The following is an 11,291-nucleotide window of genomic DNA, read 5'->3' on the forward strand; positions in this document are numbered from 1 at the left end:
CGAGGTTTCAGAGGTTGCCGGTGCGATCACCCCGGTTCCGGGCGGTGTCGGGCCGATGACCATCGCCATGCTGATGGCCAACACTGTGATCGCCGCCTACCGCGCGTCGGGCCGTGAACCGCCGCGTTTCTAGACTGATGCCAAAGAACAATGGAGATACCAGTTTTAACACTCTTGCGAGTTTGAGCAGCGGCGATATACTCAGGAAATAAATATTCCGCAAAAGAAAATGGGAACGAGAATATGAGTCTTAGCTGGCGTTTTTCCGCCCTTGCAGACAGGCATCGGGCACTCGGATCGAACCTCGAAGACTGGAGCGGCATGGGAACCGCCTGGACCTACGACAAGGACATCTACGAAGAGCACATTGCCGTGCGCACCAAGGCCGGCATCATGGATGTCTCGGGCCTGAAAAAGGTCCATCTCGTCGGCCCGCATGCGATCGCCATCCTGGAATATATCACCACCCGCGACATGACGAAGGTCTATCCCGGCAAGTCGGTCTACGCCTGCATGCTCAACGAGCGCGGCCATTTCACCGACGATTGCATTGTCTATCGCACCGGACCGAATTCCTGGATGCTGGTGCATGGCTCGGGCTCCGGCTTCGAGGAAATCGTCAAGCAGGCGCAGGGCCGCAATTGCGCCGTGCTGTTCGATGACGACCTGCACGACCTGTCGCTCCAGGGGCCGCTCGCTGTCGATTATCTTGAAAAATACGTGCCCGGCATCCGCGACCTCAAATATTTCCATCACATGCAGACGACGCTGTTCGGCGCCCCGGTAATGATCTCGCGCACTGGCTATACCGGCGAGCGCGGCTATGAAATCTTCGTGCGCGGCCAGGATGCCGGCATGGTCTGGGACCGGATCGTCGACGAAGGCAAGGCGATGGGGATCATCCCCGTCTGCTTCAGCGTTCTCGACATGCTGCGCGTCGAAAGCTACCTGCTGTTCTACCCCTACGACAATTCGCAGATGTACCCCTTCGCCAACGAGCAGCCCGGCGACAGCCTGTGGGAGCTCGGCCTCGATTTCACCGTCAGCCCCGGCAAGACCGGCTTCCGCGGTGCCGAGGAACATGCCCGCCTCAAGGGCAAGGAGCGCTTCAAGATTTTCGGTCTGCTGGTTGAGGCTGATGGTCCGACCGATCTCGGCGACGAGGTCTGGGCCGGCGACAAGAAGGTCGGCGTCATCACCTGCCCGTCCTATTCCAAGCTCACCAGCCGCTCTATGGCGATCATGCGCGTCGACGTTCCCTATGCCGTGCAGGGCACCAAGCTCGAAGTGAAGGGCAGGACCGTCAACGCGCCGGCCATTGCGCATACGATCACCTTCGACGACCCAAAGAAGACGAAACGGACGGCGCAAGGCTGAGGATATCGGCATGCTCGTACAAGGGATCAAAAGCAGGCCGGAATATAAGGGGCTCGATATTGATCCCCATGCCAAACGCCACCTCTTCGTCCTCGAGGGCGAAGGGGCTCAGGCCCTGATCGATCAGGTCGGGGCCAAGGGCAACGACTTCCTGGCAAAGTCGGAAATCCTCTATCTGGCGGCGGGTGCGGCCCCCAAGGCCTACGACATCGCGCTTTCGGCGCTCTCGCCCGATATTTTCTGGCAGGCGCCGACGCTTCAGCCGCTGCTCTTTCGCCTGCGCGCCTGTCTCGAGCAGGCCCGTATGGGAACGCGGCTCTCCATTGCCGGCACCGAGGGTTTTATCGGCCAGATTATGCAGGTGGCGATCGAATACGGCATCGACTACCATTCGATCCACACCGAACATCGCGGCTCGACGGCGCGCCGGGTGCAATGCGTGCACTGCAAGGGCATCACCGACAATGTGACGACCAGCCCCTTTGCCTGCAGCCATTGCGGTCTGCCGCTTCTGGTGCGCGACCATTACTCCAGGCGACTTGGCGCCTTCCAGGGCGTCAACATCGATGCAGAAGAACCGGGTACGGCCCCAGAACCTGAGGAGATGTTCCCGTGAGCCTCAACACAGACATGCCTGTGCGGGTCGCAGCGGTGACGCAGGTGACCGATCTGGTCAAGCGATTCCGCTTCGAGCGGCTGGACGGCCATCCCATGCCGTTCTTCTCCGGCGGCGCCCATGTCGTCGTCTCGATGAACGACAACGGCCTGCTGCGGCGCAATCCCTATTCGCTGATGTCCAATCCCGACGACAACAGCGCCTATGAAATCAGCGTGCTCCGCGTTCCCAATTCCCGCGGCGGCTCGATCTTCATGCACGAACAGGTGCGGCCGGGCGATCAATTGACCGTCAGCCAACCGGTCAACCTCTTCGCGCCGGACCATCGCGGTCGCAAGCACATCCTTATTGCCGGCGGCATCGGCATCACGCCGTTCATCGCCATGATGCAGCAGTTCAGCCGCGACAACATCGCGTTCGAACTGCATTACGCCATCCGTTCTCGGTCGCACGGCGCCTACTGGCAGCAATTGCTCGATTGCTACGGCCCGCGGCGCATCAAGATCTATGTCGACGAGGAAAAGTCATTCATCCCCGTCGCAGAGATCGCCGACAACCAGCCGCTCGGCACGCATCTCTATGTCTGTGGGCCCGCCGGCATGATCGACGGCGTGCTGATGACGGGGCTGAAAGCCGGCTGGCCGAAGGAAAACCTGCATTCGGAACGGTTCCTTGCGCCGCCCGCCGGTCTGCCGTTCCAGGTCTTCCTGGAAAAATCCAACATCCACATGACCGTCGGCGAGCACCAGAGCATTCTGGAGGCGGCGGAGGCCCATGGCTGCGATGCCCCCTACATGTGTCGCGGTGGCGCCTGCGGCCAGTGCGAGACGGAGGTGCTCTCCTGTGATGGCACATTGCAGCATAACGACATCTACCTGTCGGATGAGGAAAAGGCGTCCGGCAAGAAGGTCATGATCTGCGTCTCGCGGTTCAAGGGCCAGCAACTCGTTCTTCAACTGTAGATAAGGGACCGGACAGATGACCATTACGTTCAGGAGCGAAACGTTCCGCGACGACTTCACCTTCCGCAACAGCCTCTACAACATCAAACGCTTTCCCTTCCCCTTCGATCGCGACGAATACATGTACTCGGTCAACATGGAGCCGCATATCCGGGGCAAGGCGGACAGCGTTTTTGAAAACCTGATCGATGTCGACGAGCACTATGTCGCCGAGATGCAGGACCGGGCGATGGTGCTGAAGGACGATCCGCTGCGCTGCCAGGCGCTGCCGCACATGATGGCGGCGCAATGGGACGTGCTGGAGCTGATCATGGAGCACCAGGCGCAGGATTATCCCGAGCATTTCACGCTGACGAAGGACGGTGACCGCTGGCGCTGGATCAACCGGCCGATGGGCATCGACGACACCTTCACCTTCGGCGATCCGGCAACGCTTCCCCATCCGCCAATGGAATACATCACCCGCCAGGCCCAGGGCGATTTCTGCATCGTAGACCAGCGCGACAACAATCTCTGGATGGATGCCGGCATGGTGACCACCCAGGCCGACTGGTCGCTGGATTTCGACATCGGCATGAACTTCATGGAGTGGCACGGTCCCGTGCCGCTGGCCCATCAGATCGGCGTGTTCGATCGCGCGCTGAAATTCCTGCTCAATCTGCAACAGGGTAAGCCGACCCGCCGCCTCAACTGGACGATGACGGTCAATCCTCGGCTCGATACGTCGCCGGAAAACTATCACAAATGGGGGCCGGACCGCACGACGGTGACGCCGGAGAATGTCGGCGACAAGATGCACCTGCGCGTCGAGTTGCAGAGCCTCTGGCGTCTGCCGCGCTCCAACGCCATCCTCTTCGTCATCCGCTGTTACCTGATCAGCCTGAACGAACTGGTGACCGTGCCCAAATGGGGTCGCCGCCTGCCGCGCGTGCTGAAAAGCCTGCCGCCGGAGATCGCCGACTACAAGGGTCTGACCCGCAACCGGCCGATCATGATCGACTGGCTGGCGAAATATGACGATGGGGCACCGACAACTGCAGGTATCCATCCGGATTGAAGGTCTTCACAAAGCTTACAACGATATAAAAGGGAACAGACACATATGACCAGAGTAGCGGTGATCGGCGCGGGGCCATCGGGCCTTGCTCAATTGAGAGCCTTCCAGTCCGCCGCCCAGAAGGGTGCGGAAATCCCCGAAGTGGTCTGCTTCGAAAAACAGGCCGACTGGGGCGGATTGTGGAACTACACCTGGCGCACCGGGCTGGATGAATATGGTGAACCGGTCCATGGCAGCATGTACCGCTATCTCTGGTCGAACGGACCCAAGGAATGCCTGGAGTTCGCCGACTACTCCTTCGAAGAACATTTCGGCAAGCCGATCGGCTCCTATCCGCCCCGCGCGGTGCTGTGGGACTATATCAAGGGCCGCGTCGAAAAGGCCGACGTGCGCAAATGGGTGCGCTTCTCAACCCCGGTTCGCATGGTGCGGTTCGACGAGGCGACGAAGAAGTTCACGGTGACGGCGCACAATCGCGTCGAGGACCGGATGTATGACGAAGAATTCGACTATGTCGTCGTCGCCTCCGGCCATTTTTCGACACCGAACGTCCCCTATTTCGAAGGCGTAAAGACCTTTGGCGGCCGCGTGCTGCATGCCCATGATTTCCGCGATGCCCTGGAATTCAAGGACAAGGACGTGCTGATCGTCGGCCGCAGCTATTCGGCCGAGGACATCGGTTCACAGTGCTGGAAATATGGCGCGAAATCGGTGACCACGAGCTACCGTTCCAAGCCGATGGGCTTCAAATGGCCGGAGCGCTTCGAGGAGCGGCCGCTGTTGCAGAAACTCGTCAACAAGACGGCCCATTTCGCCGACGGATCGACCAAGGAGGTCGATGCGCTGATCCTCTGCACCGGCTATCTCCACCACTTCCCGTTCCTGCCGGACGACCTGCGCCTGAAGACCGCCAACCGACTGTGGTCCGATAACCTCTACAAGGGCGTCGTTTACGAGGACAATCCGCAGCTGATGTATATCGGCATGCAGGACCAGTTCTATACCTTCAACATGTTCGACGCCCAGGCCTGGTATGCCCGCGACGTCATCATGGGCCGCATCGGCCTGCCCTCGAAGGCGGAGATGAAGGCGCATTTCGACACATGGCGTGCCCGCGAGGAGACGCTTGAGGATGCCGAGCAGATGATCTGGTTCCAGGGCGACTACGTCATCGAGCTTCTGGAGGATACCGACTATCCGAAGTTCGACGTCGAGGGCACCAACAAGACCTTCATGGAATGGGAGCACCACAAGGCCGAGAACATCATGGGCTTCCGCGACAACGCCTACAAGTCGCTGATGACCGGAACCCTGGCCCCCAAGCATCATACGCCCTGGCTGGAGGCTATGGACGATACGCTCGAGGTCTATTTGAAGAACTGATCTCTGGCTCGTGACGACAAAGCCGAAGACCATTTCACAGGTCTTCGGCCTCTAATTTAAAGTAACGGAATATCATCCAGGACCATCCATACTCTTCCTGTCCGCCCTCCAGCCATCGCCAGGTTCCCATGGACTTTCTGAGCAGCGTTCTCGGTCGCATGAATGGTTTCCTCTATAGGTGCCGGGCGGACGAGCATTATACGATGCTGGAGATGACCGACGGTATCCAGCGGATCTTCGGCTATCCCGTTGACGAGATCGTCGGTAATCGTGTGCGCACCTTCACCTCCATCATGTGCGAGGAGGACGTCCCGGCCATGGACGAAGTGGTCGGCAAGGCGCTGGAAGGCCACACCGACTGGACGCTCGAATATCGCATCCGTCACAACAAGGGCCACTATCTCTGGGTCACGGAAACCGGCGGCGGCGTCTGGGACGCGAACGGTGAACTCCTCTATCTCGAAGGCAGCATCGTCAACATCGAATCCCTCTATGAGCGCATCGACGAACAGACCGCCGACATGCGCGCGACCGCCTCGCGCACCGCCGAAATCCTGCATTCCCTGCGCTACCTGAAACTGCTCGCCGTCAATGCCGGCATCGAGGCAGCGCGCGCCGGCACGGCCGGTGCCGGCTTCGCCGTCCTCGCCTCGGAAATGCGCGCCCTTGCCAATGATTCCGAAGCCGTAGCAAGGCAGATTGCGACAGCGCAGGGCAAATCGGGCTGAAGGCCGTCCGCACCTGAGAGCAACGTTTTGACGGACTGCGTGGCTCACAATAAGCGTTTTTGTGATTTGTTCTTATCCATGATAGGATGCCACAAAGGAGTATCTGCATGGCGACCATGACCATATCCCTGCCCGACCCCATGAAAGAATGGATCGAAGCCCAGATCAGCAAGGGCGAGTACGCGAGTACCAGCGATTATGTGCGCGATCTCGTGCGCCGCGATCGTTCCCGCAGAGATCAGGAACTGACCATCGACGACTTGCGCCAGATCGTTCTAGAATCCCGGTCGAGCGGCCCCGGTAAGCAAAGCGTCGACGAGATTTTCGAAAATGCAGAGCGCCTTGCCAGAGCAAGGGGCGTTGTGCGTGACTAGCTACACGCTGACAGAGCGTGCCGAAGATGACTTGCTCGCCCTGTTTCTCGATGGCATCGAGATGTTCGGTCTCACCCAGGCCCGTCGTTACAAGGATGAACTGGAACGCTGTTTTCAGTTGATAGCGTCGCGTCCACAGATGGGCAGGCTCGTCCCATCGATCGGCGAGCGTGTACGGCGGCACACGCATCAGAGCCACATCATTCTCTACGAGGAGGCGACAGATACCGTCCTCATCCTCGCAGTCGTTCCCGCAAGGAGCGTCCGTCTTCTGAAGCTATGACCGCGGCTTGAGCTTCTGCGGATCGTAGTGCGCAAACGGCACGATTTTCGCCGGTAGCCGCTTCTGCTGGCCGTCCAGCTTGCCGATCTCGACGTCGGTGCCGATTTCCGAATGCAGGGCGTCCATCCGCGCCAGCGCGATCGTCTTCTTCAGGATTGGCGAACGTGTCGAGCTGGTAACGACGCCGACCTGTGCCCGGCCGATATGCACCGTATCGCCATGGCCGACGGCGTCGTTGGTGTCGATGTCGAGGCCGACCAGCTTGTAGCGCGGGTTCTCCTTGCGCTTGATCAGCGCCTCGCGGCCGATGAAATCCTCGGTCTTCGACTTCAGCGGGACGGTGAAGCCGATACCGGCTTCGAAAGGATCGGTCTGGTCGGAGAAGTCATAATGGGCGAACACCAGCCCCGCCTCGATGCGCACCATGTCGAGTGCTTCCAGTCCCATCGGCTTCAGCCCATGCTTCTGGCCAGCCTCCCAGACCGCATCGAATACGGCAAGGGCATCCTTCGGATGACAGAAGATCTCGTAGCCGAGTTCGCCTGTATAGCCAGTGCGCGAAACGACGACCGGCGCACCTTCGAAATGACCGATGCGGCCGACCGCGAAGCGGAACCATTCGAGTTCGCCAATCGACGGCTGCGCCGGTGCTGTCCAGATGATCTCCTTGATGATGTCCCTGCTCTTCGGTCCCTGGACGGCGAGGTTGTGCATCTGGTCGGTGGACGAGCGCACCCAGGCTTTGTAGCCCATCTTCTCCGCCTGCTCGCGCAACCAGATGCCGCCGACGTCATCGCCGCCGATCCAGCGGAAGTTGTTCTGGCCGAGCCGGAACACCGTGCCGTCATCGATCATGCCGCCGTTCTCGTAGCACATGGCCGTGTAGACCACTTGGCCCGGCGAGAGCTTGCGGATATCGCGGGTGACGCAATATTGCAGCAGCGCCTCCGCGTCCGGTCCCGTCACCTCGAATTTCCTGAGCGGCGACAGGTCCATCACCACGGCGTTTTCGCGGCAGGCCCAGTATTCCTCGATCGCCCCTTCATTGTTGAAGCGGTTCGGCAACCAGTAGCCGCGATATTCCACATGGTTGCGGGTCAGGCCTGAGAAGCGGGGATGGAAGGCGGTTTCCTGGGTCATTTCGGGCTCTGCATCGGGGGTCATTCGAATGGCGACGGCGCGCGAGAATTTTTCTTTGTCCGAATAGGTGCGGACATGGATATCGGTCGGATCCCAGCCGTTCGCCGCATCGATATCGTCCGGGCAGGACGACGAGACGCAGACGAGATCGGTCAACGCCAGCATCAGAACATAATCGCCCGGCCGCGACCAAGGCTCATCGAGATAGAGCTGGTTATGATGGTCGACATTGGTGTTATAGAAATAGTTGAGCGCTTCCCAGCCCTTGCGCGGCGCGATGCCGTAGGGCGCCAGCGCATGGTTGAAATTATCCGTGCAGTTGACATGCCCCGGATAACCCATGTCGTCGTAATAGCGCGAGTTGCAGGCGGTGGCGAAGGCATCGTGGCGCCCGACCGTATCCTGCACGATCTCCACCAGCGGCTCGAAATCCCGGTCGAACGCCTTCGATGGCAGCCCCGGCATCGGGTAGCTGCGCCCTAGAAGCGTGCGCGTCACCGTCGCATCGAGCGCCAGATCCAGTCCCTTGTCGACCTTGCGGGCCGAAAAGGCCTGGAAATCCGTACATTGCCGGCCTGAAACGTCGATGACCTGAATGAACTCACCGGCCCGCACGAAATAGGCCGAAGCCCGCGCCGCCTGAATGCGCAGATCCTGTATCGGATCGGCCATCGGCTCCGGCAGCATGTCTTCGTAAGTACGTTCGATTGTGGAGCGGGCGATCCGCAGTTCAAGCGCGGTCGCGGTGTTCTGTGCTTCCGCGTCCATCGGCGGCGCGGGCGCCGCGACGATCAGCAGGCCGTCGAGCGCCATCGTCAATTCCGCCGTGGCCCCTGGCGAGGAGCTTTCACCGAACAGCACCAGCGCCTGCGCGCCCGCGGGATCGACATTGCGCCGTTTCAAGGCGGCGAGCGTCCGCCGCGCACTGTCCTCGTCCCGCCCGAGAATTTCCTGAAGACCATCAGCGGATCGCGAAAACGCGACGCCGAGGCCCGCCGCGTTGAATCGGCCGCCGGCGTCGACGAAGCTCACTTCGCAAAGCTGTCCGCCTTCGACATCCTTGATGACGACCCGGTCGCCGGCAACAACCTTGACCACCGTCGTGCCACGCCCCTTGACGCGGTAGCGCTCGACGCCGGCCGGCAGCGCTGGCATGCCCGGCCGCAGTATGGTGCTGGGCCGTGGCGGCATCAGGGTGCCTGCAAATCGTCCGGACGTGTCCATCTCAGCTCCCACCCAATGCACGGTCGTTTCGATGCCCTGAATGGGCCGCTTTATGCACCGGCAATATGGCAAAACTATCCTACGGGAGGCCCCGAAAAGTAAAGAGAGACTTGACCCAGAAGAAAAAAAATTCACTATGAGAATAAGTTGCGGTCGCGAAATTGCAAACGGGAACAGGTGGTGACACTGCGAAAACGCAGGCGCCATCCAGCGGAAAAACCGCAGCGAGAACCATCAGATTGGGAATGCGCGCAAACGCGCTTCACGGCAAAAACTGGTCGAGGAGACTGTTTATGGCATCTATCGTTGAGACCGAGGGATCGGCAACCTCGGGCACGGGGTTGATTCGTGCGCTGGACTGGAAAGGGGCATTCTGGGTCGCCGCCGGCGTGCCCCCGCTCGTGCTGTTTTCCATCGGCGGCATTGCAGGCACGACGGGCAAGCTCGCCTTCGTGGTCTGGATCATTTCCATGGTGATGGGCTTCCTGCAATCCTTCACCTACGCCGAAATCGCCGGCATGTTCGGCAACAAATCGGGTGGCGCCTCGATCTACGGCGCCACTGCCTGGTTGCGCTATTCGAAATTCATCGCGCCGCTATCGGTGTGGTGCAACTGGTTCGCCTGGTCGCCGGTGCTGTCGCTCGGCTGCGCCATCGCGGCGGGTTATATCCTCAACGCCCTGTTCCCCATTCCCGGCGCCACGTCCCCGGCCGTCATGGAATGGGTCACTGCCAATATGGCAACGCTGACGGCGGAAAGCCCGCGCGTCGTCGAATGGCTTGCCGCCAATGCCGGCAAGACACCGCAAGACGCCATCTCCGCCCTGCTGTCGACCGATGCCGTTGCGGCACTGACACCGGCGATCCGCAACTGGTCGCTGCTCACCTTCGACATTCCGTTCCTTGCCACGGCAAACCTCAACGCCACCTTCGTCATCGGCGGCATCCTGATGCTGGTCATCTTCGCGATCCAGCATCGCGGCATCCAGGGAACGGCGAACGTCCAGAAATGGCTCGCCATCATCGTTCTGCTGCCGCTGCTGATCATTGGCCTCTACCCGATCTTCTCCGGCCAGATCGACAGCGCCAACGTCACCAACCTTGTTCCGCCGACAGCCGGCTATTCCGGCATCGATGGCGTGTGGAGCAATGGCGGCTGGACGCTGTTCCTCGGCGGTCTCTATATCGCCGCCTGGTCGACCTACGGCTTTGAAACAGCCGTCTGCTACACCCGCGAACTGAAGAACCCGAAAACCGATACGTTCAAGGCGATCTTCTATTCCGGCCTGCTCTGCTGCCTGTTCTTCTTCCTCATTCCCTTCACCTTCCAGGGCGTTCTCGGCCATGCGGGCATGCTCGCCCCCGGCATCGTCGATGGCACGGGTGTCGCGGAAGCTCTGGCAAGCCTCGTCCATGGCGGAAAGGTCGTCACGCAGGTCCTCGTCCTCCTGATGATCATGGCGCTGTTCCTCGCCATCATGACCGCAATGGCCGGCTCGTCACGCACCCTCTATCAGGGCTCGAAGGACGGCTGGCTGCCGAAATATCTCGACCACGTCAACGAACACGGTGCGCCGACCCGCGCCATGTGGACCGACTTCGCCTTCAACCTCATCCTGCTCGCCATCGCCTCCGACGTGGCCGGTTACTTCTTCGTGCTGGCCGTCTCCAATGTCGGCTACATCATCTTCAACTTCCTCAACCTCAATGCCGGCTGGATCCACCGCATGGATTCCGGCCATATCCCGCGCCCCTGGAAAGCACCGACCTGGCTGATCGGCCTCAACACCGTTCTCGCCTTCGTCAACGCGCTGTTCCTCGGCGCCGGCGCAAAGGTCTGGGGTTACTCCAACGCGCTCTGGGTCGGCTTCATCTTCGCCGCCCTCATCCTGCCGGTCTTCGCCTATCGCCATTACGTGCGTGACGGCGGAAAATTCCCGGCGGGCGCCATGGAGGACCTTGGCCTCGTTGGCCAGGATCTGGGCGTCAAGAAAGCCGGCATCCTGCCCTATGCAGCGCTCGCCGCCGGCCTTGCCGTCGTCCTCGCCGCAAACGCCTACTTCCAGCTCCCGGCCTGACCGGATAGCTGCCAAACAAGACAGGGCCGCGCATCGCAAGATTGCGCGGCCCTGTCTTGTTTCTTGGGG

At 60.6% G+C, this 11,291-nt stretch carries 10 protein-coding genes and 1 pseudogene; 10 read left to right on the forward strand and 1 reads right to left on the reverse strand.

Annotated features, from left to right (window positions below; genetic code table 11):
- The 9 genes and pseudogenes from ACT6VE_RS31420 to ACT6VE_RS31460 all read left to right on the forward strand — a co-directional run.
- Nucleotides 1–133: pseudogene (locus tag ACT6VE_RS31420) on the forward strand (bifunctional methylenetetrahydrofolate dehydrogenase/methenyltetrahydrofolate cyclohydrolase); the annotation flags it as partial.
- A gap of 110 nt (nt 134–243) precedes the next feature.
- Nucleotides 244–1,377 carry an aminomethyltransferase family protein gene (locus ACT6VE_RS31425; RefSeq protein ID WP_444802172.1) on the forward strand — a complete coding sequence of 378 codons (1,134 nt, stop codon included), beginning with the start codon at nt 244–246 and terminating at the stop codon, nt 1,375–1,377.
- A 10-nt stretch (nt 1,378–1,387) separates the two neighbouring features.
- Complete coding sequence (locus ACT6VE_RS31430; RefSeq protein WP_444802173.1) at nt 1,388–1,993, forward strand: dimethylamine monooxygenase subunit DmmA family protein; 606 nt, start codon at nt 1,388–1,390, stop codon at nt 1,991–1,993.
- A 14-nt stretch (nt 1,994–2,007) separates the two neighbouring features.
- On the forward strand, nt 2,008–2,955 hold the full coding sequence (locus ACT6VE_RS31435; RefSeq protein WP_444802197.1) for a PDR/VanB family oxidoreductase: 948 nt from the start codon (nt 2,008–2,010) through the stop codon (nt 2,953–2,955).
- Nucleotides 2,956–2,971: 16 nt separating this feature from the next.
- The gene (locus ACT6VE_RS31440) at nt 2,972–4,012 is read left to right on the forward strand and encodes a heme-dependent oxidative N-demethylase family protein (protein WP_444802174.1); all 1,041 of its coding nucleotides are present in this window, start codon (nt 2,972–2,974) and stop codon (nt 4,010–4,012) included.
- Between the two features lie 45 nt (nt 4,013–4,057).
- Entirely contained in the window at nt 4,058–5,395 is a 1,338-nt protein-coding gene (locus tag ACT6VE_RS31445) for an NAD(P)-binding domain-containing protein (RefSeq protein WP_444802175.1), read from the forward strand.
- Nucleotides 5,396–5,523: 128 nt separating this feature from the next.
- Nucleotides 5,524–6,123: a methyl-accepting chemotaxis protein gene (locus ACT6VE_RS31450; protein ID WP_444802176.1), complete on the forward strand. Its 600-nt coding sequence runs from the start codon at nt 5,524–5,526 to the stop codon at nt 6,121–6,123.
- Nucleotides 6,124–6,230: 107 nt separating this feature from the next.
- A complete protein-coding gene (locus ACT6VE_RS31455; protein WP_444802177.1) occupies nt 6,231–6,497 on the forward strand; it encodes a type II toxin-antitoxin system ParD family antitoxin in 267 nt (88 codons plus the stop codon).
- Nucleotides 6,490–6,780, forward strand: a complete 291-nt coding sequence (locus tag ACT6VE_RS31460; RefSeq protein WP_444802178.1) for a type II toxin-antitoxin system RelE/ParE family toxin — start codon at nt 6,490–6,492, stop codon at nt 6,778–6,780. Before ACT6VE_RS31455 ends, ACT6VE_RS31460 begins: the two co-directional genes overlap by 8 nt.
- On the opposite strand, the gene ACT6VE_RS31465 is transcribed toward ACT6VE_RS31460, so the two are convergent.
- Nucleotides 6,775–9,144 carry a DUF1989 domain-containing protein gene (locus ACT6VE_RS31465; RefSeq protein ID WP_444802179.1) on the reverse strand — a complete coding sequence of 790 codons (2,370 nt, stop codon included), beginning with the start codon at nt 9,142–9,144 and terminating at the stop codon, nt 6,775–6,777. The two genes, ACT6VE_RS31460 and ACT6VE_RS31465, sit on opposite strands and share 6 nt — an antisense overlap.
- Nucleotides 9,145–9,437: 293 nt before the next feature.
- On the opposite strand from ACT6VE_RS31465, the gene ACT6VE_RS31470 reads away from it, so the two are divergent.
- The gene (locus tag ACT6VE_RS31470; RefSeq protein WP_444802180.1) at nt 9,438–11,222 is read left to right on the forward strand and encodes an APC family permease; all 1,785 of its coding nucleotides are present in this window, start codon (nt 9,438–9,440) and stop codon (nt 11,220–11,222) included.
- Nucleotides 11,223–11,291 lie beyond the last annotated feature (69 nt).

This window comes from Shinella sp. (genome assembly GCF_052438155.1).
Lineage (GTDB): Bacteria > Pseudomonadota > Alphaproteobacteria > Rhizobiales > Rhizobiaceae > Shinella.

Coding starts and splice junctions, on each gene's coding strand:
- ACT6VE_RS31425 (WP_444802172.1), top strand. CDS start 244: ATGAGTCTTAGCTGGCGTTTTTCCGCCCTTGCAGACAGGCATCGGGCA.
- ACT6VE_RS31430 (WP_444802173.1), top strand. CDS start 1,388: ATGCTCGTACAAGGGATCAAAAGCAGGCCGGAATATAAGGGGCTCGAT.
- ACT6VE_RS31435 (WP_444802197.1), top strand. CDS start 2,008: ATGCCTGTGCGGGTCGCAGCGGTGACGCAGGTGACCGATCTGGTCAAG.
- ACT6VE_RS31440 (WP_444802174.1), top strand. CDS start 2,972: ATGACCATTACGTTCAGGAGCGAAACGTTCCGCGACGACTTCACCTTC.
- ACT6VE_RS31445 (WP_444802175.1), top strand. CDS start 4,058: ATGACCAGAGTAGCGGTGATCGGCGCGGGGCCATCGGGCCTTGCTCAA.
- ACT6VE_RS31450 (WP_444802176.1), top strand. CDS start 5,524: ATGGACTTTCTGAGCAGCGTTCTCGGTCGCATGAATGGTTTCCTCTAT.
- ACT6VE_RS31455 (WP_444802177.1), top strand. CDS start 6,231: ATGGCGACCATGACCATATCCCTGCCCGACCCCATGAAAGAATGGATC.
- ACT6VE_RS31465 (WP_444802179.1), bottom strand. CDS start 9,144: ATGGACACGTCCGGACGATTTGCAGGCACCCTGATGCCGCCACGGCCC.
- ACT6VE_RS31470 (WP_444802180.1), top strand. CDS start 9,438: ATGGCATCTATCGTTGAGACCGAGGGATCGGCAACCTCGGGCACGGGG.